Here is a 24558-nt window from a genome sequence, read left to right as displayed (position 1 = left end):
CATTGCCAATTTACACCATACTTGTTTAGATCGCTTCTCGCTTCGTGACGAAGGATGCTTCGATGAGCAGTATAAAACTGACGGTGAAACGTCTTTATCAGATCAATGACGAGCGCATGGTCAATACCCGCGCCACGGCACGTATCTACGTTGGCGAGTCGCTGGTCGCCACAGAAGAGATCACCGGAATGACCGAGAGCCCGGTGAGTAAATATCTGCACGCAGATGAATCAACCGGGCAGCCGGTGCGTGTGGAGTGGGATTGCGATGGAATCGCTGAGATGACCGTAATGGAAGTTGAGCGCTGCCCCTGTTGTCAGCATAACGAACCGGAATAAGGATAAAATTTTGGCAGGAACAAGTTTACTGACTTTACTTGATGATATTACAACACTTCTGGATGATATTTCCGTGATGGGAAAGGTGGCCGCGAAAAAGACCGTGGGCGTGCTGGGCGACGATCTGTCGCTGAATGCGCAGCAGGTCAGCGGCGTCAAAGCCAACCGCGAACTGCCGGTGGTCTGGGGCGTTGCAAAAGGCTCTTTCCTCAATAAGCTGATTCTGGTGCCGCTGGCGCTGTTGATTTCCGCTTTTGCCCCCTGGCTGATCACGCCGCTGCTAATGATTGGCGGCGCCTACCTCTGCTATGAAGGAGTGGAGAAGGTGATGCACAGCCTGCATCGCGACAAAGAGGAAAAAAGCCCGGAGGCGCGCCGCCAGCGACTGGAGAAGCTGGCGCAGCAGGATCCGCGCGTTTTCGAAAAGAATAAGATCAAAGGCGCGGTGCGCACCGACTTTATTTTGTCGGCTGAGATCGTGGCGATTACTTTAGGCATCGTCTCCGAAGCGCCGCTGCTGGATCAGCTGATTGTGATGGCTGGGATCGCCATTCTGGTCACCGTCGGCGTCTACGGCATTGTGGCGGCGATCGTCAAGCTGGACGATCTCGGCTACTGGCTGCGGGAAAAAAGCTCGACGCTGGCGCAGGGCACAGGCAGCGCGCTGTTATTCGCTGCTCCCTGGCTGATGAAAATCCTCACGGTGGTCGGCACGCTGGCGATGTTTCTGGTGGGCGGCGGCATTGTGGTGCATGGCATTACGCCGCTGCATCACGCCATTGAACAGTACAGCGAAGGTTTTAATGGCCTTATCGCCTCGCTGCTCAGCAACGGCGCCAATCTGGTACTCGGCTTTATCCTTGGCGCTATCGTGCTGTTAGTGGTGAATTTGATTGCTAAACTGCGCGGGAAATCGGTATAAAGCGCACTTCATTTCGTGAAGTCAGGAGGAAAAAGTGAACGACGATATGTTTGAATTTGATATCGATGCCCAGCTGGAACAGGCTGAAGCGAAAGCCGAGCAGAAGGCCAGTGAAGTGCCTGACGATCTGAATGACGAAGCGGATTGCGAAGGCTGTAAAATCTGATTTCAGCCTGGCTGATTTGGTTAAAAGCGGATAATAATTTTTATCCGCTTTTTTTATTTGCAACATATCCAACTGCTTATTGTGCATTTGCCCCGCTTTTTACACCTCTTAACCTGCAAGAATAATGCGAGCCTGCTATATATAAAACAGTGTTAACTAACGAGCAGGAGGGGACGTATGTACTTTGTGATTAGCGATGAAGTTCAGCATAAGGAGGGCGGACCCATCATGGTCGTGACCGGTTATGCCAGCGGGATGGTTGAGTGTCGATGGTATGACGGTTACAGCGTGCGCCGTGAAGCCTTCAGCAAAGATGAGCTTTCTCTCCTGTCGCCACAGCGCCAGCTGGCCAGCTAACCCTGCCTGCGGTGAAGGCGGGGCGGCAATTGCCCCGCCTGAAAATCCTTCTTCATAATCTTTCATCACACCTTGCCATCGTTATCTTCTTCCACCGCCTGATAGATGCGTTGCAGAATATCGGGGAAAGCGGACTGCACGCGGCTCCAGCTCGGAATAAAAGGCTTTTCGTTCGGGCGCTCAATAAAGGCCTGCCCGGCCTCCAGAATCGACTGGGTAAACATCTCTACCGCCGCCTCTTCGGAATGCTGGTCAAACTTCAGACCATTCATCGCGGCTTCGTGATTGTAAGTTTCCATCATATCCAGCGCGTTGCGGTAATAAGTCGCTTTCAGCACGCGAAACGAGTCGCTGGTGAGATTGACCCCCATGGTGGCCAGCTTACGCAGCATTGACTGCACAATGTCGTTGCTCATGCGCTTCAGCCCGCCGGTGCCATCCTCTTCGGCGAGCGGCTGATGTTTATGATCGTAGTTATCGGCAATCTCCACCTGGCAGCTCTGGCGCGTGGTGTAGTTACGATATATTTCTGACAGCACGCCAATCTCCAGCCCCCAGTCGCCGGGGATTTTAATGTTGTTCAGCACATGGGTGCGCATGGCGAACTCACCGGAGAGCGGATAGCGGAAGCTGGAGAGGTAGTCGAGATAATCGGAATGACCATATACCTTTTGCAGCGAGCGCAGCAGAGGCCCCACCAGCAGCCGTCCCACGCGGCCATTCAGCTTGCCGTCCGCCACGCGCGCATAAAAGCCTTTACAGAACTCATACTGAAACGACGGATTCGCCAGCGGATAGAGCAGGCGAGCCAGCATGCCGCGCTCATAGGTGACAATGTCGCAATCGTGTAGCGCTACGCAGCTGGTACGATCGGAGGCGAGCGTGTAGCCGGTACAAAACCAGACGTTACGCCCTTTGCCCGGCTGGCTCGGCGACAAACCCTCTTTGTCCAGTTCGGCATCCAGCGCTTTCAGACGCGGGCCGTCATTCCACAAGATACGATGACGTTGCGGCAGGCGGGAGAAGAACTCGCGCGCAAACAGAAACTGATCGCGATCGGCACGATCGAGGCCAATCACAATCTCCTCCAGATAGGGCACTTTCGCCAGCTCATCGACAATATTGCTCAACGCCGGGCCTTCCAGCTCGGAAAAGAGTGACGGCAGCATCAGGCCCATTTTGCGTTTGCGCGCAAAGCGCACCATCTCTTTTTCCAGCTCATCCACACTGCGGTGGGTGAGATTATGAAAATTGGTGATGACCCCATTTTGGTAAAAATCACTCATCGCATCATCCTTCTTTCAGATAAAGGGCGCATTGCTTCAGGATTGCGCAAGAAAATAGTCGAGGCCTTCGCTCCAGCCCTGTGGGCCATAGTGTGCGGTGTGGTATACGTTATCGTGATCCTGACGCGTCAGCGTGACGGGGAACTTGCTGTAGCCTTTGATCACTACCGCAAAGTCGACGCTGTCGAGCATCGGGACATCATTAGGACCGTCGCCCAGGCCGATGGTCTGCCGCCGCTGGCCTTCCAGTTTCTGCATATAATTGAGCAGCCAGGCCAGCGCCGCGCCTTTGCCGCTGCCTTTCGCCATTACATGCCAGAAACGACCGCCCTGGGTCAGCGCCAGGCCCTCTGCATCCAGCGCAGCGCGAAACTGTTCCAGCTTCTCTTCGCTGTCACGCCACACGATCACTTCAGACGCATCACGCTGGCGTGCCAGGGCAGACTCGGCGGGAGTGAGACCGGTCATCTCTGAGACTTCGCGATCGGTAAAATCACTAAAGCCGTTAAAGCGAAACGATCGCTGTAAGGCGATCAGCGTGGCGCAAAGAGAGTAATAATCTCTGCCTGCATCGGGTATTCGCTCAATATGGTCATCGTTTAACCGCACTACGGCACCGTTTTCTGCGATAAACGGCGAACGGGTAAGCCCCAGTTTTTTCTGCAGCGGCAGAATTTCTGCCACCGTTTTACTGGAGCAGATCACCAGTGGAACCTGGTGCTGTTGCAAACGCGCCAGCCAGTCGGCAGCCGCATCCCACTGGTAGGTATGATGATCGAGCAGGGATCCGTCGAGATCGGTCACAATCAATAAGGGCTGGTGCAAATCGGGCATCTTTCCTCTCCTGTACAATCTTCACCGACGGTAAAGCGGATAAATTTCAGTATAATAGCTTTATGCGCATCCTGGGTTTTTCACAGGGTTAATTCGCGTGCAGACCAGGAATCGTCCTAATCTGAACAGCGTTAACAAGGGAAGCTGCGTGAATTGTGCAGGGTCTCAGGGCAGGAACGGCGCACTGTTTGCGGTAACATGCCCGCTGGGGCATCGGCATGGCCGAGCAGAACATGCAAATCTAAGACTTGTCTTGCGGTGGTTAAGGCGTAATCTGCTGCTGTGTTAGAGAATTCCCTGGTGTAACGAATTTCAATGCAATGCTTCTACCCGGCGATCCCGCCGGGTATTTTTTTGCCTTTCGTCTTACCGGTTCACTTCATAGCTGGCGTAGTCGCGGATATCAAGCTCAAAGGCTTCCGCCAGTTCGCTGTAAGCGACGTAGCCGCGGTTCTCGGCGCGCGCCTGCGGCGTAGGCTCACTATCCATATAGCTTTTTACCTCGCCAGAGGTGCGCAAATGAATAGCCTGTAACATGGTTTCAACGTCGCTACCAATTTCGCGTTTAACGCTGTCGCTGTTCACTTTGATGGTATTCATGATGCACCCCCGGACAGGATATATTTTGAGTATAGACGCTGGCGGGAAACAGGCGAGGCAGGATTGCAGGCAAAAAAAAGCCCGCGCTGCGCGGGCAAAAATCCTTGTTACTTTTAGGTTGACTGCGCCTTTGGGGTTGGTGCAGTACGGATAAGTGTAAAAGGTTAACGCGTCAAAAGTCTGGTCGCTAAACGTTAAGAAAGTGAAAAGCTGAATACTGACGAATCTTTACCTGCTTCCGAGGCAAAGCGCAGCAATAAAGGCTATATTTATCAGCTATTCACCGATTTTATTGTGGGCCTCAAGGAGAGATTATGGATCTGTTACGTATCATTATCGCCATTCTGCTGCCGCCGCTCGGTGTGTTCTTACAGGTCGGCTTTGGCGGCGCGTTCTGGCTGAACATCCTGTTGACGCTGCTGGGCTACATTCCGGGCATCATTCATGCGGTCTGGATTATCGCGCGTCGCTGAGTCTGGCGCAGGGCTTTCCCTGGTAAATCGCGATCAGGAGTGATGACAATGAAGGTGAATGACCGTGTCACAGTGAAAACCAGTGGCGGGCCGCGACGCATCGGCACCATCCTGGCGGTAGAAGCGTTCAATGAAGGCACCATGTATCTGGTGTCGCTGGAAGATTACCCGCTGGGGATCTGGTTTTTCAATCAAAACGCCCATCAGCAGGGCGTTTTCGTAGAACCTTATCAAGGGGCGTAACGCCCCTTTTTTACCGCTGTGGCTTCCGGTGCGAAGCCACGCCTATCAGAAGGTTTCCCAGTTATCGTCACCGGACGCCAGCGCCGGGCGCGCTGCCGGACGCAGGGTTTTTACCGCGGCGGGGCGCGCCGCTGGCGCTTGTAATGCCGGAGTATCGGTGAGACGAAACGCCGCAACCGCCCTGGTAAGTTTGCCCGCCTGATCTTCCAGCGAGGCCGCTGCCGCTGAGGCTTCTTCCACCAGCGAGGCGTTCTGCTGCGTGACGTTATCCATCTCGGTTACTGCCTGGCTGACCTGCTGAATACCCCGGCTCTGCTCATCCGACGCGGCGGCAATTTCCGCCATGATATCGGTGACGCGACGTACCGCTTCCACGATATCGCTCATGGTCGCGCCCGCCTGGCTTACCTGGGTTGAGCCATTGCCGATTAACGTCACCGACTCGGCGATCAGACCTTCAATCTCTTTTGCCGCCTGCGCGCTGCGTTGCGCCAGGCTGCGCACTTCGCTTGCCACCACGGCAAAACCGCGACCCTGTTCGCCCGCGCGGGCCGCTTCTACCGCCGCGTTCAGCGCCAGAATGTTAGTCTGGAAAGCGATGCTGTTAATCACATTGGTGATTTCAGCAATTTTCTTCGAGCTGCCGGAGATATTATTCATGGTTTGCACCACGCCGTTAACGATATCTCCGCCGCTGCGCGCCTTACCGGAGGCGTCCGCAGCCAGCTGGCTGGCGTGATGAGCGTTCTCCGCATTCTGCTTCACCGTGGCGGTGAGCTGCTCCATGCTGGCGGCGGTCTCTTCCAGCGCGGCCGCCTGCTGCTCGGTACGGGATGAGAGATCGGTATTACCGGCGCTGATTTCGCCGGAACCCTGATAAATCGCTACTGCGCCTTCGCGCACCGTGCCGACGGTGGTGACCAGCGCATCCTGCATCAACTGTAGGTTGTGGATCAGCAGGCCGATTTCACTGCGCCCATGACTCTGGGGCGCGGAGGTGAGATCGCCCTGGGCAATGCGTTCGATACGCGCTACTGACTGGCGCAGCGGCGTAATCACCACGCGGCGCAGAAAGACAAAGGTCAGCAGGGTTAACAGCAGCGCGGCGACAAAGGCTGCGGCCATAGCGATAAAGCTGATACGCGACTGCTGCGCCGCTTTGGCATTGATAGCTTCAGCCCGGTCAGTACGTATTTTTATCGCCTTTAACAATACCTCGTTATAAGCATCGTCAAGCTTACGCGTGACGTCGGTCTCCTGCGCGACGATGGTTTCAAAACTGCCCTGTTTGGCGGCGTTAACCATCGGCACCAGCCCTTTATCGATGTAGTCATTGAAGCGTTGCTGTAGCGAGGTATCCAGCGTTATGCCCTCTGCCAGCTTGTTCGGGCGATTCATGTAAATCTTGAATCCTTCCCGCGCCTGCTCGATACGCTGCTCGGTACGGGCGACGCCGGCGCGGAAATCCTCCATCTCGCCAATACGCGCCGCCGCGCCAGCCTGAATAATAAAGAGACGCGCGGTACGCAGATGGTTTGAGCTGTTAGAAATACCCATGCGAATCTGGATTTCTTGAGTAGCGTCGCTGAGTGATTGGTTGCTCTGCGCCAGAAACCAGCTGGCGAGTCCGATACAGAGGGCAAATAGCAGTAAAATGCTGCCAAAAATCATCGCAAAGAGCGGCATCAGGCGGAGATTCTGCCAGATACTGAGCTTATTCTGCCCGTCAGTGACCAGTGCTGTGTTCATATCCTTGCTCTCATAGTGTTGTAAGGGTTATTGACAATTACATCGGCAATTTATGAGAAAGGATTAGGGTGGGGGAGGGGGCCAGAGTGCGATCCATCTCGCATTTTCGCGCGAAAAAAAAGCCGGCCTGCTGGCCGGCTTTTTTCAGGGAAAGAGTATTATCTCACGTTGACATAAATACCCGAGGTCACATTATCCGTAAGACGTACCACATGGTAGATAACCTGTTTATTATGGGTTTTGATCTTACGCTTAATATTACCTTTATGTGACGAAACCGTTTTGGCTTTAATTTGCATTTTGTCCGAGATCTGAATGGTGTCATGACCCGACATCCACATTTTCAGCATGTTTGACTCGGTCTGGCTCAACGTTAACGGATGGATGTCAAGCCCGGAATTAATACGAGGTGAAGCATTGATTTTCTTTTGCAGATAAGTGCTCAGCAGGGAATCCAGAGTCGACGTTTTTACCGATTTTGATGTAATAATCAGGTTCTTACGTACGTAAAGGTATTCTTCAAAATGAATATTAGAGATCGCCATAAAAATAAAAAACAGCGTATCAGGATGCTGCATGATCACACTACGAATGCGCTCGCTGGAGTCTGCTTCATGAATGAAACATTCTTCGTTAATAAAAACGACGCCAGGTTTTAACTGCTCGCACTTTTGTTGTAGCTGCTCAATATCTGATACCGACGTAATGTTTTTCTTTTTTACTCCTTTTGACGACATATAGTCCGACAAACCCAGGCGTGTGTAGTTGCATGAATCCATAATAATCGTTGGCATGTTAGCGACCCTCACCAATTTGTTATCCGTTTAAATCAACGATGAATTACGCGTTTGCGGTACAAGAGAGATTTCCAATGACACTCTTATTTTGCCAGCAGCTTGGCGACGGGCAAAAAAGCCCTTCAAGTTCACTCATCCCTGACCCTAACTGCGAAGTTATAGTTTTATGCTGCCGTAACGTCACTTATCTGCCGGCGATAGTGGGAATCGCTGGCAGATGGTCTTTTGTTTTCATATCGCTCAGTTTTGAGAGCCACGTCACTATCGCCCATAATACAGTGGGTGCTGATAGGACAAATCTCAAAAACATTCGATCCGCGAAAGTGTGACGCATCAGCGAGTGTTGACAATGCCGTAAAAAAGGGATTCTGACAAGAAAAATCATTTATGTATTTTTTCTGTTCTAAAACAACCCTTTGCGCACTTAGTCAACAGATACATAAGGTTATGCACCCTAAGAATCTTCTAATTAAAATACGCGAAGCCTCTTTTAATAAGAATAATTTTCATCGAAGCGGCGCACTTATCAGAATTTCCTTAGTTGATTTCTGAAAAAAATGGTTCGAAAAATGCACAGAATGATTTCGCTTGCTTAACTATTGGTTCAGATTTTCTGTTAGATACTTAACGATTACGCGCGGGATAATTCAGTCAGGAAGCGGGCGAGTAAATCAAACACTTCGCCGAAAAGATGCTCACAGAAGGGGGCAAGTAGCGGCATCATCATACCCAGGGAAAGGATCCCCACTGTTAAGGTAACCGGGAAGCCGATAGCGAAAACCGAGAGCTGTGGTGAAACCCGGTTTAACAAACCCAGGGCCAGATTTAACGTGAGGAGTAAAACGATCAATGGCAGCGCTAACATCATGCCATTAAGGAAAATTAATCCGGCGGCTTTTACCAGTGCCATAAAAGCGTTGGCATTTAGCGGCGCGCCGCTGACCGGCATCATATGAAAACTGTCTGCCAGCATCGAAATCAGCCAGAGGTGACCATCGAAGCTGAGAAACAGCAGCATGGCAAGCATATCAAGAAAGCGGGCCAGTACCGGCATATTCAGACGACTGCCTGGATCAAAGAAGGTGGCAAAGGATAACCCCATCTGTAAACCGATTATTTCACCGGCCGTGCGCACGGCGGCGAAGGCGAACTGCATGGTCAGGCCGAGGGCAATGCCAATCAGCATCTGCTGAATCAACAGCCAGAAGCCAGCCGGAGAGAAAAGCGTTACCTCGACCGGCGGCAGCAGCGGCATCATCAGCCAGGTGATCATCACGGCGAGACCGATTTTAACCCGATTGCTGACGGTGCGTTCACTCAGCACCGGCGCAGTGGCAATCAGGGCCAACATACGCACCAGCGGCCAGTAAAACTGACTGACCCAGTGCACCAGCTGGCTGCTGTCGACTTCTATCATTAGCCGATCATGTAAGGCAGGTTGGTAAACAGGGTGCGCATATAGTCCAGCACCAGGTTGAGCATCCAGGGACCGGCAATAATAGCGGTCGCCGCAACGGCCAGGATTTTAGGAATAAAGGAGAGGGTCTGCTCGTTTACCTGCGTTGCCGCCTGTAGCAGACTGATAATCAAACCGCTGACCAGGGCGGCCAGCAACAGGGGTGCGGCCATCATCAGCGCCACCTTCATTGCTTCCTGCCCTATTACCATCACCGATTCGGGTGTCATATTCTGTGTCCTGTGTGATCGCGTTAAAGATTAACGGTTACGAATAGAAGCTTTGCGCCAGCGAACCCACCAGCAGCTGCCAGCCATCGACCAATACAAACAGCATCAGCTTAAACGGCAGTGAAATGGTTGCAGGCGGCACCATCATCATCCCCAGCGCCATCAGCACGCTGGCGACCACCAGGTCGATGATCAGGAACGGGATAAACACCGTGAAGCCAATCTGAAAGGCGGTTTTCAGCTCGCTGGTCACATAGGCTGGCAGCAAAATGCGCATCGGCACCGCTTCCGGACCGGCAATCGGCGGCGTGTTGGCAAGGCGGGCGAACAGCGCTAAATCAGCTTCACGCGTCTGACGCAGCATAAAGTCGCGCAGCGGCTGCGCCCCTTTTTCCAGCGCCACATCCATGCTGATCTTGTCCTGGCTGAACGGCAAATAGGCGTCCTGATAAATTTTGTCGAAGGTCGGCGCCATAATAAAGAAGGTCAGAAACAGGGCCAGTCCCAGCAATACCTGATTCGGCGGTGCAGAGGGCGTGCCGAGGGCGTTACGCAGCAAACCAAAAACGATGATGATGCGCGTAAAGCTGGTCATCATCAGCAGCACCGCCGGAATAAAAGTCAGCGAGGTGATAAACACCAGCGTCTGTACCGGCAGCGACCAGCTCTGGCCGCCATTCGGCAGCGGATGGCTCATCAGACCTGGCAATTGCGCATGGGCGACAGGTGCCAGCAACAGCAGCGGCAGAAGGGAAAGCAGTCGACGCATCATTAAGGTTTTCCGGGGCGTTTGACCAGAGTCTGTAAAAGCTGACGAAAATCGTGCGGCGCGGCCGGGCTGTTCGCTTCAGGCGCGGCGGGCGGCAAGGTGTGCAGATGAGTAATCTGCTGCGCGGTAACGCCAAGCACCAGACGGGCGTCGGCGGTATCCACAATCACCACGCGTTCGCGCTGGCCAACCTGTACGCTGGCGCTCATTTTCAGCGCCTGGCTGCTCACCGTTTTCGGGGCGAACCCGAGACGGCGCGCCAGCCAGGCACAAACCAGAATCAACAACACAATCGCCGCCAGCACGCTGCTTACCTGCGTCAGCACCGAACCGGTGGAGATCGCAGGCGTCTGCTGCTGGGTAGAGACGTTATGCAGTGACTGAGGATTCGTGTTCATCATCAGCGGCTCAGACGACGCATACGTTCAGACGGCGTAATGATATCGGTGATACGCACGCCATATTTGTCGTTGACCACCACCACTTCGCCCTGCGCGATCAGGTAGCCGTTGATCAGGATATCCAGCGGCTCACCGGCCAGGCCATCCAGCGATACCACCGAGCCTTGCGTCAGGCGCAGCAGCTCTTTGATGGTCATTTTGGTGCGACCCAGCTCTACCGTCAGCTTGACCGGGATATCCATGATCAGATCGATGTCCTGCAGCGAACCGGTAATGTCGTTGCTTTCAAACGACTTAAACACGTTATCGGTCTGCGGCGCGCTGGTCGCGGCCTGCTCGTTCATCGCCTCAGCCCACAGATCGTCCGCAGAGATGTTGTCATCGGACGGTTTCTTGCTGTCACTCATTGGGCTGTTCCTCGTTCAGCGAATTCAAAATCGGGTTAATCAAATGCTCAACACGCAGCGCATACTGGTCGTTCAGCGTGCCATATTGACTGGTCAGTACCGGTACGCCATCCACGTGGGCAATAATGCGATCCGGTTTATCGATCGGCAGTACATCGCCGGGTTTCAGCTGCAGGATGCGCGACAAACGCAGCGACACCTCCGCAAAGTGCGCAATCAGCTCCAGCTCCGAGTGCTGTACCTGCTTCACCAGATTATCGCGCCAGTGGGTATCTTCCTGGCGGGAGTTCTCCAGCGGCGGGTTAACCAGCAGTTCACGCAGCGGTTCAATCATGGAAAAGGGAATACAGATATTGAATTCACCCACCAGATTGCCAATCTCCACCTGGAACGGCGTGTTCACCACGATATCGTTGGGGGAGGTAGTGATGTTGGTGAATTTCACCTGCATCTCCGAACGCACATATTCCACGTCCAGCGGATAAATCGCTTTCCATGCATCGCTGTAGCCTTCCAGCGCCAGCTTCAGCATGCGGCGGATCACACGCTGCTCGGTATGGGTAAACTCGCGTCCCTCGACCTTGGTCGGGAAACGACCGTCGCCGCCGAACAGGTTATCCACGGCGATAAACACCAGACTGGGTGAAAACACCACCAGCGCGGTGCCGCGCAGCGGCTTCAGGTGGATCAGGTTCAGGTTGGTCGGCACCGGCAAGTTGCGGGCAAACTCATGATAAGGCTGAATCTTGATCGCACCGACGCTGATGTCCGGGCTGCGGCGCAGCAGGTTAAACAGCGCCATACGAAACTGACGGGCAAAGCGTTCGTTAATGATCTCCAGCGCCTGCAGACGCTCGCGCACCACGCGACGCTGGGTATTCGGATCGTAGGGACGAATGTTGCCTTCGCCCGCTACATGACTTTTCTCATCTTCCACGCTGTCGCTGTCGCCATTAAGCAGCGCATCAATCTCAGCCTGGGAAAGAATGCTATCGCCCATCAATTCACCTCAAAATGAAGGCGGTAAACAGCACGTCGTTTACTACCTGCGGCGGTTGACCTTTAACCAGCGGAGGGGCCAGCACCTGTTTGATCTGCGCAATCAGGTCCTGCTTGCCTTGCTCTGAAGCCAGCGCCGCAGCGTTCTGGCGGGAGAGCAGCAGCAGCAGACGGCTGCGCACCTCAGGCAGATAGTCGCTCAGCCGGGTACGTGTCTCGTCGTTGGGCAGACGCAGGGTAAAGCCTACGTACAGCACACGGTCGGGATCGTTATCGGGATTGACCAGGTTAACCGTAAATGTATCCAGTGCAAAAAATACGGGTGCGGCAGGTGGTTCTACTTTTGCCGCTTCCGACTTGTCGCCCCCGTGTTTATTCATCATTCGCCACACTGCATAGCCTGCCACGCTGCAAGCGGCCAGCGTTACTATCAGTAACACCGGAATTAAGATTGAACGTTTGCGGCCTTTTGCTTTCGCGTTATCAGACATGTTTGCAGTAACTTCCTGTGAATTAATGGCAAGCCTCTCGACTTGCCTGGACAGATTATCCCGCGTCTTAAGTCAAACAATGGGAAGAAAAGACGCGGGTTTTACGCTTACCTTCAGCGTTTGTCGCTGTCAGGCAAAGATGTCGACTCCGCCAGTGCCGTTCACGCGCGCCTGGAGGGCTGAAGGGACGGCAATTGGCGTGATGTCATTGTCGTTCTCCTGGGAGAGAGAGAAGCTGTCTTGCTGGCCGTCGCGTCGCGCCTGTTGCTGGCCCTGATACCCCTGGCCCTGCGCAAAGGCGTCGCTGCTGACGTTGCTCTGTCCCAGGTTGATTCCGCTCTCCGCCAGCGCGCTGCGCAGCTGCGGCAGAGCCGCTTCCAGCGCCGCCCTGACATGGCTGTGGCTGGAAACCATATTTAACTGCGCCTGATCGTTATCCAGCTTCAGGCTAATCTGGATAGCGCCCAGGTCTTCCGGATGCAGACGCAGCTCGGCGTTCTGCTGACCGTTGCGCGTAAACATCACGATCTGCTGGCTTAACGCCTGCTGCCACTCTGAGCTGCCGAGCTGCGCATTCAGCATCGGGGTAGAGGGCGTGCTGGCGCTGGCCGACGCCGTGGCTGGCGCGTTCACGAAACTGGCGCTGCTCAGCGGCGCGCTGGTCATCAGCGTACTGCTGTCTGGCTGCGCGCTGACCGCGGCGCTTTTATCATCCTGCTTGCCGAGGCTGCCGATAACCTGCTGGAAGCTGCTGTCCAGCGTCAACGCCGCGGTGTTGTTCTGTGCTGCTGCTGCGCCGCTCTGCGTACTGTCGCTGGCTAACGCCGCGCTGCCTGCCTGCGCATCTTTTCCGCTCACCGCAGCATCGCTCTGTTTGGCGGTGCTCTGTTTGGCGAGCAGATCCAGTGCAGAGAGCGGCTGGCGCTTCGCGTCCGTTTTATCAGTCAGACTTTCCGTGGCGGCATCAGCGGCGCGGGTCGGCGTCACTGTCGGCGCGACTGTTGCGGGTAACATAGCAAACAGCGCCTGTAAATTCTGCTGGTCCGTGCTGCTCAGCGTTGTCGTATCTGATTTATCTTTATCATCGGCGGATTTCGCTGCGGCTTTAATATTTTCCGGCTGTAACAGCGCGCTCAGCGCATCGGGCTTATCCAGCGCCGCCAGCAGCGCGTTCAGGTCTTGCTTCGGGCTGTTTTTCGCATCGCTTTCCGTTGTTTTGCCGGCAGTTTGCGCCGCGCTGCCTTGCTGTTTCGCCAGCGTGAGCAGGCGATTGCCGAGGGAGGTGAGAAAATCCTGCGGCAGCTCGGTGACGCTCTGCAGCAGATCGCCGGGTGCTGCGTTTGCAGCAACGTCTGCGTCGGCGGCGCTGGCAAGCGTGTCGGCTTTGCCGCTGACCCTGGTGGTAGCGCTGGTGCTGGTGGCTATGTTTGGCAGCGTAATCATTCGCCTTTCCTCAATGCGGCCCGTTGGGCAAATTCATCCATCCGTTTCTGATCGAGACGGTTTTCTTGTCGTAGTGCGTTTTCCGCCGCGCGCGTAATCAGGGTCTGATAGGCGTTCAGCCGCTGCTGTTTTTCACGCCAGTGGGTCAGCGCCTGATCCAGTCGCTTATTCCATTGCAGCAGCTGCTGGCGGTGTTGTTCGATCGCTTTTTCCAGCGTCAGAATAAACTGGTGATAGTTGGTCCAGCGGGTGCTGGCGATACCGCCAGACATATCTTCGTTGAGCTTGTGGCGATATTCGTCCTGATAGTTGAGCAACATGTTAAGTTGCTCATCGGCCTGCTGCACGCCGCGCCGCATGTCGCCGAGATGGATCACGGCTTTTTCCAGATCCTTCTCCGCGAGATCGCGTAACGTATCAATGGCGCTTGCTGTTTTCATTGCCTTAACCTCGCACTCGGCCAGGGTCAGCCGAACATCGCCTGCAGATGCAGACAGGCATTGTCATAATCGCTGCGTTCAAAAATGCCCTGTTGCAGGAACGCTTCCATCTGCGGATAGAGCTTAATCGCTTTATCCAGCATCGGATCGCTGCCGGCGGCATAGGCGCCGACGCTCACCAGATCGCGGTTACGCTGAAAGCTGGAGAGCAGCTGCTTGAACTGGCGCACACGCGCGTACTGGTTTTCATCAATCAGATGGGTCATCACACGACTGATAGAGGCTTCGATATCGATCGCCGGGTAGTGGCCCGCTTCCGCCAGACGGCGCGACAGCACGATGTGGCCGTCGAGGATGGCGCGTGCCGAGTCGGCAATCGGATCCTGCTGGTCATCCCCTTCGGTCAGCACGGTATAGAAAGCGGTAATCGAACCGCCGCCGTCGATGCCGTTTCCGGCGCGCTCCACCAGCGCCGGCAGTTTGGCGAACACCGAAGGCGGATAGCCTTTGGTGGCGGGCGGCTCGCCGATCGCCAGTGCGATTTCGCGCTGCGCCATGGCGTAGCGGGTCAGGGAGTCCATGATCAACAGAACATGCTGGCCGCGGTCGCGAAAATCTTCGGCGATGCGCGTGGCGTAGGCGGCGCCCTGCATACGCAGCAGCGGAGAGACATCTGCCGGTGCGGCGATCACCACCGAACGCGCGCGGCCTTCAGCGCCGAGAATGTTTTCAATAAAGTCTTTTACTTCACGACCACGCTCGCCAATCAGGCCGACCACGATCACGTCCGCCTGGGTGTAGCGCGCCATCATGCCGAGCAGCACGCTCTTACCCACGCCGGAACCGGCAAACAGTCCCATACGCTGACCGCGTCCCACGGTGAGCAGGGCGTTGATGGCGCGCACGCCGGTATCGAGCACGTCGGTAATCGGCGTACGCTGCAACGGGTTAAACGGCGGGGTGATCAGCGGCGCGCGGTAGCCGGTATCGGGCGAGGGCAGACCGTCAAGCGGGCGGCCGCTGCCGTCCAGCACGCGACCCAGCAGCTGCGGACCCAGCAGCAGCTGTTTGCCGCTCTGGGGATTGTCGCCGGAGAGACGGGCATAGACGCGCGCGCCAGGCAAAATGCCGTCTACCTCTTCCAGCGGCATCAGAAACAGCTTCTGACCGTTAAAGCCCACCACTTCGCTTTCCACTTCGGTGATGCTTTTGCCATCGTTACGTTCAATCACGCAGGTGGCGCCGAGCGGCAGCTGCAGGCCGGTGGCTTCCAGCACCAGACCCGTAGCGCGCACCAGGCGGCCGTAGCGGCGTACCGGCTGCACTTGCGAAATGCGATTTTCAAAGGCGTCGAGCGCGCCGAGCCAGCGTGAAAGACGAGAGGTCGTGGTCATTAAAATTCTCCCGGTGCGGCGAGGCGGCACAGCTCCTGCCAGCGCGTCGCCACGCTGGCGTCGAGATCGCCATCTTCGGCGCTGAGCTTACAGCCGCCAGGGTGCAGCGTGCTGTCCGCCAGCAGACGCCAGCCGTGCAGATCCAGCGTCGGGCCGAGGGTTTGTTCGATGCGCTGCAGATCGTCCGGGTGGACGCGCAGCTGCGGCTTGCCGTTAAACATCGGCTCCTGTTGCAGCAGCTGCTGAATCTGGCGCAGCAGCGCGCTGCCGTCGACGGTGGTCGCCTGGCCGATAACCTGACGCGCTGCTTCCAGCGCCAGCTGCATCAGGCGTGAGGCGATCACGCTGTCGAGGGCTTCAAGCGTATGCTGGAACTCGGTCACCAGCTGCTGCATGCGCGCCTGGAGCGGCGCCTGCTGCTGCTGAGCTTCCGCCAGTCCCTGCTGAAAGCCAGCGTCATAACCCGCTTTCTGGCCTTCGGCAGAGCCTTTCTGGAAACCTTCGTTATAACCCTGACCCTGCGCCTCTTTACGCGCCTGCAGTTGCAGCTGCTCCAGCTGCTGTTGCTGTTCATCCACCGCGTCATAAATCGCATCGGTTTCCGGCAGCGGCTCAAACTCTTCCGGCGCGTTCAGGCGGCCCAGATCGTCAGGCTGCCAGCGCTGCCACGGACGGGCGGAAAAGGCATCAGACATAGGTTTCCTCGCCGCCGCCAATCACCATCTCGCCCGATTCCGCCAGACGACGGACAATCAACAGGATAGCTTTCTGTTCGTTCTCCACTGCCGACATGCGCACCGGGCCACGGTTGGCCAGATCGTCGCGCAGGATATCGGCGGCACGCGCAGACATGTTCTTGAGGAACTTCTCGCGCAGCGGCTGCTCGGCGCCTTTCAGGGCGACCAGCAACTGCTCGGACTCCACTTCCTGCAACAGGCGCTGGATGCTGCGGTCGTCCACTTCCACCAGGTTTTCGAACAGGAACATCTCGTCGATGATCTTCTGCGCCAGGTCGCCGTCGAAGCTGCGTACCGCTTCGATAACCGCTTCTTCCTGCTGTGTTTTCATCAGGTTGATGATCTCTGCCGCGGTTCTTACGCCGCCCATCTTCGCACGCTTGAGGTTCTGACCATCCAGCAGGCCGTTGAGCACTTCGGTCAGCTCCGCCAGCGCCGCCGGCTGGACGCCGCCGAAGGTGGCGATACGCAGCATCACATCGTGACGCAGACGCTCGTCGAACAGGGCGAGAATGTCCGCCGCCTGGCCACGCTTCAGGTGCACGAGGATGGTGGCGATAATCTGCGGATGCTCGTCGCGAATAAGATCCGCTGCCGACTGCGGCTCCATAAAGTTGAGCGTTTCCATGCCGCTGGTGGTTTCGCGCGTATCCAGAATATCTTCCAGCAGGCTGGAGGCGCGCTCTTCGCCCAGCGCCTTGACCAACACCGAACGCAGATAGTCGTTGGAGTTGAGGCTCAGCGCGGCAAACTGCTCGGCGTCCATTTCAAACTGGCGCAGCACTTCGGTGAGCTGCTTGTGCGAAACCTGCTTCATGTTGGCCATCGCCGCGCTGAGGTGCTGCACCTCACGCTGGTTGAGGTGTTTGAACACCTCCGCCGCACGCTCTTCGCCAATGGTCATCATCAGGATGGCGCTTTTTTCAGTACCGGTCAGACTCATAGTTCGTTACTCATCCATTCGCGGATAACCAGCGCGACGACGCGCGGATCGTTTTCAGACATTTCGCGGATACGCTGGCTCATCACTTCGGCGCTTACGCGGGTCTGAGATTTGCGCTCCTGATCCAGCTCGTCTTTGCTGAGCTGAACGTTGAAGGCTTCATCATTTTCCTGCTTCTCGGCAGCCAGGGCGGCAGCTTCGGCTGCGGCTTTCTCCGCCTCCTGCTTACGTACCAGATGCGGACGCACCAGCTTACGGTAGAGGATGAAGGCAACCAGCGCGATCAGCAGCCAGCGTCCACCGTTCATTAGCTGATCAAAGAAGGCCTGCTGCTTCCAGAAGGGCAGGTCAGCAACGCTGTTCTCCACCTCGTTGAACGGCGAGTTCACGACGTTAATGGTATCGCCACGCGTCTGTGAGTAGCCGATCGCTTCGCGCGTCAGGTTTTCAATCTGTTTGATCTGCTGATCGGTCAGGGCAACGGCTTTGCCTTTATCATCCGCACGGTAGTTCACTACCACTGCGACCGAGAGACGTTGTACGTCACCCACATTCATCTTGGTATGACGAATGGTGCGGTCCAGTTCGTAGTTCACCGTGTCATCACGACGCGAGCTGGTCGGCCCGGCGCTGCGTGCGGTGCTGGCGGTGCTGCCGTTATTCTGGCCGTTGGCGTTGTTCTGTCCGTTAGCGTTGTTCTGTCCGTTCGCATTGTTGGCGTTCGGCGCATTCACCGGCGCGGTATTCGCTGGCGCTGGCTGGTTAGTCAGCGCGCCCGGTACACCGCCAGGGTAAGGACTGCCGGACTGATCGTTGGTGCTGGTCTGACGCGAGCGGATAGCCGAGTTATCAGGGCTGCCGTTGGGTTTATACTGCTCATCGGTTTGCTCGCTGGTGTCGAAGTTGATCTGCGCGGTAACCTGCGCATGCACATTCCCCTGGCCCACAATGGGATTCAGGATTGCTTCGATACGCTGCTGGTAACGGTTTTCCACATCGCCGGTATATTTCAGCTGCGTGTCGTTGAGATTGCGGCCATCAGCATCGGAGTGGGTCAGCAGACGACCAGCCTGATCGACAACCGTGACGTTGCCCGGCGGCAGGCCAGGAACGCTGCTGGAAACCATGTGCACGATGGCGTTGATCTGCCCTTCGTCCATGGCGCGTCCCGGCTGCAGCGTCAGGGTGACCGAGGCTGACGGCGCTTTCTGCTCGCGCACAAACAGCGTCGGCTTCGGCATCGCCAGATGGATGCGTGCGCTCTTCACCGGGCCGAGCGTTTCGATGGTGCGCGCCAGTTCGCCTTCCAGCGCGCGCTGATAGTTCACCTGCTCGCTGAACTGGCTGATGCCGAACTTCTCTTTATCGAGCAGTTCAAAGCCCACCGATCCGCCTTTCGGCAGACCCTGCTGCGCCAGACGCAGGCGCAGCTCATGCACCTTTTCCGCCGGCACCATCAGCGCGCCGCCGTTCTCCTCGAAACGATAAGGAACATTCATCTGGGTAAGCTGAGTGACGATAGCGCCGCCGTCCTCGTCGGACAGATTGCTATAAAGGACGCTGTAGTCGGGAGCTTTTGCCCAAAGCACAAGGGCAAGAACAATCGCGATCGCCGCCGCTGCTCCTACAATAAGAGGAATACGCGGATTAGCGCGCAGGCGGGTGAGAAGGTCACTAAAGCCTTTCTTTGCTGAATCCTGTGTGGCTGCTGCACTCGCATTCATGACCGATTCCTGCCTGACAAAATTAACCGTGTTTGTTGTGGTGACAAAACTGACTCCCTGATACTGCGTGAATTAAGTTCCACTCCAATGCATGGCATTATTTGATGAAACAGGAAATTCGATGGCTGAAAAAGCCCACCTTTTTGCGGTCATTTAAAGCCTTTGTCTTATTGACAGTGTGCTAACTTTCCGAACGTAGGAAAAATCACACCATTTTTATGAGGTAGGGCATGGCCATTCAGGCGATTGATAGCGTTCTGCAGCAACTTCAGCTGGGCTCACTGCAGGCGAGCAACAAATCCAGTGAAGCCACTAACCACGTCGATTTCGCGGCAACCATGAAGTCGGCGCTGGACAAAATCAGTGAAACCCAGACTAGCGCACGTACCCAGGCGCAGGATTTCGAGCTGGGCAAACCGGGCGTTTCGCTGAACGACGTGATGGTCGATCTGCAGAAGTCATCGATCTCCATGCAGATGGGGGTTCAGGTACGTAATAAGCTGGTATCGGCGTACCAGGATGTGATGAATATGCAGGTGTAGCCATTTAAGTTATTGAATCAATTATTTATTATCAGGCGCGCTGGCAAGCGCGCCTGATCAATCCTCTGCGTTTCAATCTGGCCGTCTTTCGTACACTGCTCGTCAACAGAAAAAATTTATCGCTAAAATAGCTAAGAAATGAGTACCAGGCATTTTTTTATAGCTACTTTTATCTGACAAAAAATAAAAGTGGGGATAAAAAATGCCAAAATATTATTACATTGCGAAATTATCGCGCAGCCATGCTGGTTTTCGTATTCATTCGGAAGAGTGCGCAACTCTGCCCGCCAGCAAGAGGCGAGAGTTTTTAGGAAGCTTTTATCACGAGCGTGACGCTGTCCAGGTGTCGCGGTTAAGGCATCCTGGCGCCGTTCCATGCCCGGAATGCTTTAATGATCCCAGAAAGTATCTTATAAAACTTTAAATTAACCACTCCGGCACGCTTTGCTGCCATCGCCATGTTAACCGCCTCTGTTCGGGCGGTTTTTTATTGCCATACCTGCTTATCCTCTCCTGACTATACTTAGTTACCGTTTCGTGAAGGAGGAAGATATGGTCGACTTACGAGAAATGAACGAAAAAATTCATGAAATAATGGATGGCGATGAGGCAACAGGATACGGCGCATCCACGGCGGATAAGATAATGAGTGCCGTGAAGCCTTACTGGCAGGCGGGTGATGATACGGTAAAAAACGACATCACGCAGAAGCTGGTCCGGCTGAAAGCATCTGGCGTTCCGTTTGCAGAAAACTTCCAGGATACGCTTTCCGGTGAGTAACAGTGAGTCAATAAAAAAGGTCGCCGGAGCGACCTTTTTTATTGACGCTTTCAGGCATCTCGTCTGCGATAGCGGCGATGCTCAACCATCGTGCCAATGATATGCAGCGGGCACTGATGAGACCGCAACACAGGATAATCCTCGTTTAACGGCACCAGTTCAAACAGGTTTTCACCGTTGATGACGCCACGCGGACGGTATTTCATAAATACTGCCTCGTCGCCATTTTTTGCCGCCACAAAGTCGCCGGGAAGCGGGAAGATAGCGGGTTCGATGATAACGCAATCGCCCTGATAGAATTCCGGCGCCATAGCGCTGCCCTGAAGCACAAGCGCGAAGGCCGAAGCCGAAAGATCCATATTGCTCTGAACAAATTCGACATCATGTTCGGGGTAGCGCAGCAGATAGTCCGCAGTCCAGTGTGCTGCCTGGGCATACGGAATCACCGGCACCGAGCAAAAGTTAGCGGGCGGTGAAGCAAAGTTAAATATCTCTCCTTCGCCATCCACGATCCAGGCAGGCGCACAGCCTAACGCTTCGGAAACGCGAAGCAGATTTTCCCCTCTCGGTACGGTCTCATCTTTTTCCCACTGTGAGACGGCAACATGGGAAACGCCCACCTTCGCGGCCAGCGCCTTCTGGGTTAACTTCAGTTCTTTGCGTCTCGCCCTGATGCGATCGCCTGCGGATTCTTTATTCATAGTTAAGTTATCTTAAATTGGCTTGACTTAAGTTTCCTTTAGTCTAATAATTTAAGCAATCTTTATTTTTAACCGGCGCGAGTATTTGCCTGTTTCATCCTCCTTCCCTGATGCCCACAACCATGAGGAAGAGGCGAGGGAGGAGAGTTCATTCACGCTGTTTCGCCGAATTTAAGGGGTGTGGCATGGAGAATAGCTTAATAACCAGCGTCGGCGCGTTGCTGCTGGGGGGAAGTGCCGCCGCGCTTTTCTGGAGACCGCTGTTAGCAGGCATCGCCTCCTTCGTCACCAATAACAGAGCTGGCGGCGAAATTATTACCAGTTACAAAGAGCAGGTTGTGTTGTTGAAAGAGAGCAACGGTTTGCTCAGAAAGGAAAACGATGAGCTTCGGGGACGGCACGACAGAAATCTGCGCCGCATCTCTACCCTGGAGACGGATCTGCGTCTGATTAAAAGCTCGGTCACCATCCTTCTGGCGGTGACCGAAGTAGACAAGGACGATAAGTTCAGAAACGAAGTAGACCGGCTGATCAAAACTCTGGAGGACAGCAGCCATGATATTAACCAGTAACGAAGCCCGACCCCAAAGTTACAAGCGGAGCCTTATCCTGGGATGTTTGTTTCTCATCTGCTCGCTGCTCTGCATCGTGATGACGATTATTTTTCTCTACGTGAGTAATGAGGCGAACAGAAGGATTGCCAGCATCCGGCAGGAATACAGCTTCGTGGCAGACCGGCGCGAGGCCAAAGTTGATGCGCTGGCCAACCAGGTTTCTGAGCTACAAAAGAAACTGGATGCGCTGCCGGACCGCACCGCCAACAAGACGGCGGATAAGGTGAAGGAGGCGGTAAGAGGGGAGGAAACGCCATGATCCAGCCCGTGCCTCAACAGCAAATAACGATTTTCCAACGAGTCCGGAATGCTCTTCGGAGCTTCCTCTTTAAGCCAAAAACCAAGGAGTACACCATGACTGACATCACCGCAGCGACACAAAATCCTGCTGACGATACCACAGCGGTTAACCCTGAAGCGACGAGCGGCCAGAGCGCGGCCACAGACGTGATTGCCCCGGCAACGGAAAGCACGGCTACGGCCAGCGAGCAGGCTTCCACGGCTCAGGTATCAGAGCCTGACGTTTCCAGCCTGACGGCGGAGATTAAGAAAGGGGTTGAAGACTTTGACCGGGCGTTTAGTTTCGTTGAGCAGGGAGTTGCGCTGTTGGGCAATGCCGCGAAAGCGGAACTGAAAGTATTGGCTCAGAAGTACCTGTAAATGCCATGAGATTGGTTACAACATGCATCTGGTCAGGGAGGACCATTATTCCTTCAGCCGCAGAGCAGGGCACAGCAGCTTTCCACTATGCGCGCTATGCTTGAAAAAAGGAGGAACATATGTGCGGACGATTTGCTCAGTATCAGCCACGGGAAGCTTATCTGAACCCTCTCAAGGGAGAAGATAACGATATCCCTTACGATCCCATGCCCATCGAGCGCTTTAACGTGGCGCCGGGCACTAAGGTGCTGTTGCTTAACCAGCGAGACGGCAGCTTGCATCTGGATCCTGTTTTATGGGGCTATGCGCCTGAATGGTGGGATAAAGCGCCGCTGATCAATGCGCGCAGCGAAACGGCGGCTAGCGGACGTATGTTTAAACCCCTCTGGAACCACGGGCGGGCTATCGTCCCGGCAGACGGCTGGTTTGAATGGAAACGGGCGGCAGATAAAAAACAACCTTATTTTATCCATGCCGGCAACGACGCGCCGCTCTATTTTGCCGCCATTGGTAAAGCGCCTTACGACCGACCGCATGAGAAAGAGGGATTTGTGATTGTCACCGCCGCCAGTGATAAGGGAATGGTGGATATTCATGACCGGCGGCCATTAGTGCTGACTGCCGAAGCGGCATTGGCGTGGATGAGTGAGGAAACCTCACCAACGCGTGCTGCGGAGATAGCGCATGACGGGGCGGTAAAAGAAGATGAATTTATCTGGCATCCGGTCACGATAAAAGTAGGCAGCGTTAAAAATCAGAGTAAAGATCTGATTGAGGAAATTGACAACCCGATTGTATAAAATAAAAAAATAACGCATCGGGTTTGATTTAATCTGACTTTATCGCTTTGATAAATAAATGCCTTCAGTTGCAAATATCAACTTTCAGTTATCCATCAGTCACTTTCTGCCAGTCTGAACAGAGGTGAAAAAAATGCGAAGCGACAAAAGGCGAGTCAGCGGGACGTAATCAGCGATAGCTAATAGTCATAATCGCTAATTTTTTATCTTTATCTATCCAGCGTAGTTGCGTGGTGCCGATGTTACCTGGCAGATAACCTTGAGTATCTGCTTTCATCATTATTGGCTGCGACAGCCATTTACCCTGACGGTAACAGCGTATACGGGGAGCCGTGTCGGCACCGCTGGTTTCACAGCCATCCTCAACGATCTTCCCCTGAAAATGCACCGTCCCGGTATCTGCAGCGGCGGTCATCGGCAGCGATAACGCAGAAAAGAAAACAGCAGGGAAAATCGTTTTCAGAAAAAAAATCTTCTTTTTTTTCAGCCTTACATACATACAGGTTTCTCCTTTTATCTTATCACTATCGCTTTTGATTATCGGTCAGGATGATAATAATTTTAGTTGTAACGTGCTTTCCTGTAGATAAAGGCGTAAATATATTCTTTCACTGCTGTTATTTGATTTACGGATGCGCTTTATTTTCTGCACGAAAAGTAGAGTGAAGCGGATGATTAAAGCAGTAAAATTTCCGGCTGAGCTAATAGCATATCGGCGGGATAATTCTTTATAAATTCAGTCATGCATTCTGAATTAAAGAAAACCTTTATTAGGTTCTGTGATATTTAACCTTAAGGATCAATAAGTCGCAGAGTGTGAACGGCGAAGCCGTGACAATGGCGATTCGGGGTAGCGGAATCGCCTCTGTTGCGGCCATCAGCAGCGCATTTTATCGCTGAGGTGACGGGCTTAGTCTGCTACCAGCCACATCTCCGCTTCGTCAAACATCTCTTCAATAATACGCGCCAGCGTCGCTTTATCATTCTTGCTCATATCGGTTTCAATGGCGTTACGTTCCATGGGTTTCACCTTGACTTCCAGCTCAGGGAAAACCCGATGTACACGCTTCTCCAGTTCCTGCAAAATCATCTCGCGGGCGCCGGGCAGACCGGCAACGTTGCGCTTGTCGTAAATCAGTTCAACAAACATTTGAGGGTTCCATTAGGCTAACACTAAACTGCGCAATAATACTGTAAATCCAAACAGTATCAAGAGCGGAACCCCTCTGCCAGAGGAATAATTTATTTTTACGGCGCATTTC

Annotated in this window: 33 protein-coding genes; 12 read left to right on the top strand and 21 right to left on the bottom strand. The window is 54.5% G+C overall.

Annotation, left to right across the window (positions count from 1 at the left end; translation table 11 throughout):
* Positions 1 to 62 precede the first annotated feature (62 nt).
* The 4 genes from ABU178_RS11885 to ABU178_RS11870 all read left to right on the top strand — a co-directional run bounded on the left by ABU178_RS11885 (position 63) and on the right by ABU178_RS11870 (position 1783).
* Positions 63 to 338: a hypothetical protein gene (locus tag ABU178_RS11885; protein WP_397215032.1), complete on the top strand. Its 276-nt coding sequence runs from the start codon at positions 63 to 65 to the stop codon at positions 336 to 338.
* A gap of 10 nt (positions 339 to 348) precedes the next feature.
* Positions 349 to 1260, top strand: a complete 912-nt coding sequence (locus tag ABU178_RS11880) for a DUF808 domain-containing protein (protein WP_397215030.1) — start codon at positions 349 to 351, stop codon at positions 1258 to 1260.
* A gap of 34 nt (positions 1261 to 1294) precedes the next feature.
* Positions 1295 to 1426 carry a hypothetical protein gene (locus tag ABU178_RS11875; protein WP_397215028.1) on the top strand — a complete coding sequence of 44 codons (132 nt, stop codon included), beginning with the start codon at positions 1295 to 1297 and terminating at the stop codon, positions 1424 to 1426.
* A gap of 177 nt (positions 1427 to 1603) precedes the next feature.
* Positions 1604 to 1783: a YodC family protein gene (locus ABU178_RS11870; protein ID WP_397215026.1), complete on the top strand. Its 180-nt coding sequence runs from the start codon at positions 1604 to 1606 to the stop codon at positions 1781 to 1783.
* Between the two features lie 65 nt (positions 1784 to 1848).
* Here the strand turns inward: ABU178_RS11870 and ABU178_RS11865 are convergent, their stop codons facing one another.
* The 3 genes from ABU178_RS11865 to ABU178_RS11855 form a co-directional block, all read right to left on the bottom strand.
* Positions 1849 to 3069, bottom strand: coding sequence for a glycosyl transferase (locus tag ABU178_RS11865; protein ID WP_397215024.1), 1221 nt, complete (start codon positions 3067 to 3069; stop codon positions 1849 to 1851).
* 36 nt (positions 3070 to 3105) lie between these two features.
* Positions 3106 to 3903 carry a mannosyl-3-phosphoglycerate phosphatase-related protein gene (locus tag ABU178_RS11860; protein ID WP_397215022.1) on the bottom strand — a complete coding sequence of 266 codons (798 nt, stop codon included), beginning with the start codon at positions 3901 to 3903 and terminating at the stop codon, positions 3106 to 3108.
* Positions 3904 to 4269: 366 nt separating this feature from the next.
* A complete protein-coding gene (locus ABU178_RS11855) occupies positions 4270 to 4503 on the bottom strand; it encodes a DUF2525 domain-containing protein (protein ID WP_397215020.1) in 234 nt (77 codons plus the stop codon).
* Positions 4504 to 4817: 314 nt separating this feature from the next.
* Here ABU178_RS11855 and ABU178_RS11850 point away from each other — a divergent pair, with 314 nt between their 5' ends.
* A complete protein-coding gene (locus ABU178_RS11850; protein WP_397215018.1) occupies positions 4818 to 4976 on the top strand; it encodes a YqaE/Pmp3 family membrane protein in 159 nt (52 codons plus the stop codon).
* Positions 4977 to 5024: 48 nt separating this feature from the next.
* Positions 5025 to 5219 carry a protein DsrB gene (gene dsrB, locus ABU178_RS11845; RefSeq protein WP_397215017.1) on the top strand — a complete coding sequence of 65 codons (195 nt, stop codon included), beginning with the start codon at positions 5025 to 5027 and terminating at the stop codon, positions 5217 to 5219.
* Between the two features lie 45 nt (positions 5220 to 5264).
* On the opposite strand, the gene ABU178_RS11840 is transcribed toward dsrB, so the two are convergent.
* The 15 genes from ABU178_RS11840 to fliF all read right to left on the bottom strand — a co-directional run bounded on the left by ABU178_RS11840 (position 5265) and on the right by fliF (position 19199).
* Positions 5265 to 6968 carry a methyl-accepting chemotaxis protein gene (locus ABU178_RS11840; RefSeq protein WP_397215014.1) on the bottom strand — a complete coding sequence of 568 codons (1704 nt, stop codon included), beginning with the start codon at positions 6966 to 6968 and terminating at the stop codon, positions 5265 to 5267.
* A 158-nt stretch (positions 6969 to 7126) separates the two neighbouring features.
* On the bottom strand, positions 7127 to 7762 hold the full coding sequence (gene rcsA / locus ABU178_RS11835; protein WP_397215012.1) for a transcriptional regulator RcsA: 636 nt from the start codon (positions 7760 to 7762) through the stop codon (positions 7127 to 7129).
* 634 nt (positions 7763 to 8396) lie between these two features.
* Positions 8397 to 9182: a flagellar biosynthetic protein FliR gene (fliR, locus tag ABU178_RS11830; protein ID WP_397215010.1), complete on the bottom strand. Its 786-nt coding sequence runs from the start codon at positions 9180 to 9182 to the stop codon at positions 8397 to 8399.
* Positions 9182 to 9451: a flagellar biosynthesis protein FliQ gene (gene fliQ, locus ABU178_RS11825; RefSeq protein WP_397215008.1), complete on the bottom strand. Its 270-nt coding sequence runs from the start codon at positions 9449 to 9451 to the stop codon at positions 9182 to 9184. The genes fliR and fliQ overlap by 1 nt, the downstream gene beginning before the upstream one ends.
* 37 nt (positions 9452 to 9488) lie before the next feature.
* Positions 9489 to 10220, bottom strand: a complete 732-nt coding sequence (fliP, locus tag ABU178_RS11820) for a flagellar type III secretion system pore protein FliP (RefSeq protein WP_397215788.1) — start codon at positions 10218 to 10220, stop codon at positions 9489 to 9491.
* Between the two features lie 2 nt (positions 10221 to 10222).
* Complete coding sequence (gene fliO, locus ABU178_RS11815) at positions 10223 to 10618, bottom strand: flagellar biosynthetic protein FliO (RefSeq protein ID WP_397215786.1); 396 nt, start codon at positions 10616 to 10618, stop codon at positions 10223 to 10225.
* Between the two features lie 2 nt (positions 10619 to 10620).
* Positions 10621 to 11028 carry a flagellar motor switch protein FliN gene (fliN, locus tag ABU178_RS11810; RefSeq protein WP_397215006.1) on the bottom strand — a complete coding sequence of 136 codons (408 nt, stop codon included), beginning with the start codon at positions 11026 to 11028 and terminating at the stop codon, positions 10621 to 10623.
* Positions 11021 to 12028, bottom strand: coding sequence for a flagellar motor switch protein FliM (gene fliM / locus ABU178_RS11805; protein WP_397215004.1), 1008 nt, complete (start codon positions 12026 to 12028; stop codon positions 11021 to 11023). The genes fliN and fliM overlap by 8 nt, the downstream gene beginning before the upstream one ends.
* A 4-nt stretch (positions 12029 to 12032) precedes the next feature.
* Positions 12033 to 12518, bottom strand: coding sequence for a flagellar basal body-associated protein FliL (fliL, locus tag ABU178_RS11800; protein WP_397215002.1), 486 nt, complete (start codon positions 12516 to 12518; stop codon positions 12033 to 12035).
* 129 nt (positions 12519 to 12647) lie between these two features.
* On the bottom strand, positions 12648 to 13961 hold the full coding sequence (locus ABU178_RS11795; protein WP_397215000.1) for a flagellar hook-length control protein FliK: 1314 nt from the start codon (positions 13959 to 13961) through the stop codon (positions 12648 to 12650).
* Positions 13958 to 14401 carry a flagellar export protein FliJ gene (fliJ, locus tag ABU178_RS11790; RefSeq protein WP_397214997.1) on the bottom strand — a complete coding sequence of 148 codons (444 nt, stop codon included), beginning with the start codon at positions 14399 to 14401 and terminating at the stop codon, positions 13958 to 13960. The genes ABU178_RS11795 and fliJ overlap by 4 nt, the downstream gene beginning before the upstream one ends.
* 26 nt (positions 14402 to 14427) lie before the next feature.
* On the bottom strand, positions 14428 to 15795 hold the full coding sequence (gene fliI / locus ABU178_RS11785; RefSeq protein ID WP_397214995.1) for a flagellar protein export ATPase FliI: 1368 nt from the start codon (positions 15793 to 15795) through the stop codon (positions 14428 to 14430).
* The gene (gene fliH, locus ABU178_RS11780; RefSeq protein WP_397214993.1) at positions 15795 to 16490 is read right to left on the bottom strand and encodes a flagellar assembly protein FliH; all 696 of its coding nucleotides are present in this window, start codon (positions 16488 to 16490) and stop codon (positions 15795 to 15797) included. The genes fliI and fliH overlap by 1 nt, the downstream gene beginning before the upstream one ends.
* Positions 16483 to 17475 (bottom strand): flagellar motor switch protein FliG, encoded by a 993-nt coding sequence (gene fliG / locus ABU178_RS11775; protein ID WP_397214991.1) that lies wholly within the window; start codon positions 17473 to 17475, stop codon positions 16483 to 16485. The genes fliH and fliG overlap by 8 nt, the downstream gene beginning before the upstream one ends.
* Positions 17472 to 19199 carry a flagellar basal-body MS-ring/collar protein FliF gene (gene fliF / locus ABU178_RS11770; RefSeq protein ID WP_397214989.1) on the bottom strand — a complete coding sequence of 576 codons (1728 nt, stop codon included), beginning with the start codon at positions 19197 to 19199 and terminating at the stop codon, positions 17472 to 17474. Before fliF ends, fliG begins: the two co-directional genes overlap by 4 nt.
* Before the next feature lie 230 nt (positions 19200 to 19429).
* Between fliF and fliE the strand changes: the two genes are divergently transcribed.
* Entirely contained in the window at positions 19430 to 19741 is a 312-nt protein-coding gene (gene fliE, locus ABU178_RS11765; protein ID WP_397214987.1) for a flagellar hook-basal body complex protein FliE, read from the top strand.
* Between the two features lie 552 nt (positions 19742 to 20293).
* Positions 20294 to 20521 carry a hypothetical protein gene (locus ABU178_RS11760; RefSeq protein WP_397214985.1) on the top strand — a complete coding sequence of 76 codons (228 nt, stop codon included), beginning with the start codon at positions 20294 to 20296 and terminating at the stop codon, positions 20519 to 20521.
* Between the two features lie 50 nt (positions 20522 to 20571).
* On the opposite strand, the gene ABU178_RS11755 is transcribed toward ABU178_RS11760, so the two are convergent.
* A complete protein-coding gene (locus ABU178_RS11755) occupies positions 20572 to 21222 on the bottom strand; it encodes a helix-turn-helix domain-containing protein (protein ID WP_397214983.1) in 651 nt (216 codons plus the stop codon).
* Positions 21223 to 21407: 185 nt separating this feature from the next.
* On the opposite strand from ABU178_RS11755, the gene ABU178_RS11750 reads away from it, so the two are divergent.
* The 4 genes from ABU178_RS11750 (at position 21408) to ABU178_RS11735 (ending at position 23296) form a co-directional block, all read left to right on the top strand.
* Positions 21408 to 21794, top strand: a complete 387-nt coding sequence (locus ABU178_RS11750) for a hypothetical protein (RefSeq protein WP_397214982.1) — start codon at positions 21408 to 21410, stop codon at positions 21792 to 21794.
* 79 nt (positions 21795 to 21873) lie between these two features.
* Entirely contained in the window at positions 21874 to 22095 is a 222-nt protein-coding gene (locus tag ABU178_RS11745; RefSeq protein ID WP_397214980.1) for a hypothetical protein, read from the top strand.
* A gap of 95 nt (positions 22096 to 22190) precedes the next feature.
* Positions 22191 to 22496, top strand: coding sequence for a hypothetical protein (locus tag ABU178_RS11740; protein WP_397214978.1), 306 nt, complete (start codon positions 22191 to 22193; stop codon positions 22494 to 22496).
* A 119-nt stretch (positions 22497 to 22615) separates the two neighbouring features.
* On the top strand, positions 22616 to 23296 hold the full coding sequence (locus tag ABU178_RS11735; protein ID WP_397214976.1) for an SOS response-associated peptidase family protein: 681 nt from the start codon (positions 22616 to 22618) through the stop codon (positions 23294 to 23296).
* Between the two features lie 169 nt (positions 23297 to 23465).
* Here ABU178_RS11735 and ABU178_RS11730 read toward each other — a convergent pair whose 3' ends face one another.
* Together ABU178_RS11730 and ABU178_RS11725 are read right to left on the bottom strand one after the other, a co-directional pair.
* Positions 23466 to 23795: a hypothetical protein gene (locus ABU178_RS11730; RefSeq protein WP_397214974.1), complete on the bottom strand. Its 330-nt coding sequence runs from the start codon at positions 23793 to 23795 to the stop codon at positions 23466 to 23468.
* Positions 23796 to 24206: 411 nt separating this feature from the next.
* Positions 24207 to 24446 (bottom strand): DinI-like family protein, encoded by a 240-nt coding sequence (locus tag ABU178_RS11725; protein ID WP_397214973.1) that lies wholly within the window; start codon positions 24444 to 24446, stop codon positions 24207 to 24209.
* Positions 24447 to 24558 lie beyond the last annotated feature (112 nt).

This window comes from Pantoea osteomyelitidis, from assembly GCF_044342975.1.
GTDB classification, from domain to species: Bacteria; Pseudomonadota; Gammaproteobacteria; order Enterobacterales; family Enterobacteriaceae; genus Pantoea; species Pantoea osteomyelitidis.
The sequence above is the reverse complement of the archived record's forward strand: the minus strand, read 5'-3'. Positions and strand labels throughout refer to the sequence as shown.

Bases quoted from the DNA above. Each gene is read 5' to 3' on its own strand.
- ABU178_RS11885 (WP_397215032.1), top strand. From the start codon at position 63: ATGAGCAGTATAAAACTGACGGTGAAACGTCTTTATCAGATCAATGAC.
- ABU178_RS11870 (WP_397215026.1), top strand. From the start codon at position 1,604: ATGTACTTTGTGATTAGCGATGAAGTTCAGCATAAGGAGGGCGGACCC.
- ABU178_RS11865 (WP_397215024.1), bottom strand. From the start codon at position 3,069: ATGAGTGATTTTTACCAAAATGGGGTCATCACCAATTTTCATAATCTC.
- ABU178_RS11860 (WP_397215022.1), bottom strand. From the start codon at position 3,903: ATGCCCGATTTGCACCAGCCCTTATTGATTGTGACCGATCTCGACGGA.
- ABU178_RS11855 (WP_397215020.1), bottom strand. From the start codon at position 4,503: ATGAATACCATCAAAGTGAACAGCGACAGCGTTAAACGCGAAATTGGT.
- ABU178_RS11850 (WP_397215018.1), top strand. From the start codon at position 4,818: ATGGATCTGTTACGTATCATTATCGCCATTCTGCTGCCGCCGCTCGGT.
- dsrB (WP_397215017.1), top strand. From the start codon at position 5,025: ATGAAGGTGAATGACCGTGTCACAGTGAAAACCAGTGGCGGGCCGCGA.
- ABU178_RS11840 (WP_397215014.1), bottom strand. From the start codon at position 6,968: ATGAACACAGCACTGGTCACTGACGGGCAGAATAAGCTCAGTATCTGG.
- rcsA (WP_397215012.1), bottom strand. From the start codon at position 7,762: ATGCCAACGATTATTATGGATTCATGCAACTACACACGCCTGGGTTTG.
- fliR (WP_397215010.1), bottom strand. From the start codon at position 9,182: ATGATAGAAGTCGACAGCAGCCAGCTGGTGCACTGGGTCAGTCAGTTT.
- fliQ (WP_397215008.1), bottom strand. From the start codon at position 9,451: ATGACACCCGAATCGGTGATGGTAATAGGGCAGGAAGCAATGAAGGTG.
- fliP (WP_397215788.1), bottom strand. From the start codon at position 10,220: ATGCGTCGACTGCTTTCCCTTCTGCCGCTGCTGTTGCTGGCACCTGTC.
- fliO (WP_397215786.1), bottom strand. From the start codon at position 10,618: ATGAACACGAATCCTCAGTCACTGCATAACGTCTCTACCCAGCAGCAG.
- fliN (WP_397215006.1), bottom strand. From the start codon at position 11,028: ATGAGTGACAGCAAGAAACCGTCCGATGACAACATCTCTGCGGACGAT.
- fliM (WP_397215004.1), bottom strand. From the start codon at position 12,028: ATGGGCGATAGCATTCTTTCCCAGGCTGAGATTGATGCGCTGCTTAAT.
- fliL (WP_397215002.1), bottom strand. From the start codon at position 12,518: ATGTCTGATAACGCGAAAGCAAAAGGCCGCAAACGTTCAATCTTAATT.
- ABU178_RS11795 (WP_397215000.1), bottom strand. From the start codon at position 13,961: ATGATTACGCTGCCAAACATAGCCACCAGCACCAGCGCTACCACCAGG.
- fliJ (WP_397214997.1), bottom strand. From the start codon at position 14,401: ATGAAAACAGCAAGCGCCATTGATACGTTACGCGATCTCGCGGAGAAG.
- fliI (WP_397214995.1), bottom strand. From the start codon at position 15,795: ATGACCACGACCTCTCGTCTTTCACGCTGGCTCGGCGCGCTCGACGCC.
- fliH (WP_397214993.1), bottom strand. From the start codon at position 16,490: ATGTCTGATGCCTTTTCCGCCCGTCCGTGGCAGCGCTGGCAGCCTGAC.
- fliG (WP_397214991.1), bottom strand. From the start codon at position 17,475: ATGAGTCTGACCGGTACTGAAAAAAGCGCCATCCTGATGATGACCATT.
- fliF (WP_397214989.1), bottom strand. From the start codon at position 19,199: ATGAATGCGAGTGCAGCAGCCACACAGGATTCAGCAAAGAAAGGCTTT.
- fliE (WP_397214987.1), top strand. From the start codon at position 19,430: ATGGCCATTCAGGCGATTGATAGCGTTCTGCAGCAACTTCAGCTGGGC.
- ABU178_RS11760 (WP_397214985.1), top strand. From the start codon at position 20,294: ATGGTCGACTTACGAGAAATGAACGAAAAAATTCATGAAATAATGGAT.
- ABU178_RS11755 (WP_397214983.1), bottom strand. From the start codon at position 21,222: ATGAATAAAGAATCCGCAGGCGATCGCATCAGGGCGAGACGCAAAGAA.
- ABU178_RS11750 (WP_397214982.1), top strand. From the start codon at position 21,408: ATGGAGAATAGCTTAATAACCAGCGTCGGCGCGTTGCTGCTGGGGGGA.
- ABU178_RS11745 (WP_397214980.1), top strand. From the start codon at position 21,874: ATGACGATTATTTTTCTCTACGTGAGTAATGAGGCGAACAGAAGGATT.
- ABU178_RS11740 (WP_397214978.1), top strand. From the start codon at position 22,191: ATGACTGACATCACCGCAGCGACACAAAATCCTGCTGACGATACCACA.
- ABU178_RS11735 (WP_397214976.1), top strand. From the start codon at position 22,616: ATGTGCGGACGATTTGCTCAGTATCAGCCACGGGAAGCTTATCTGAAC.
- ABU178_RS11730 (WP_397214974.1), bottom strand. From the start codon at position 23,795: ATGTATGTAAGGCTGAAAAAAAAGAAGATTTTTTTTCTGAAAACGATT.
- ABU178_RS11725 (WP_397214973.1), bottom strand. From the start codon at position 24,446: ATGTTTGTTGAACTGATTTACGACAAGCGCAACGTTGCCGGTCTGCCC.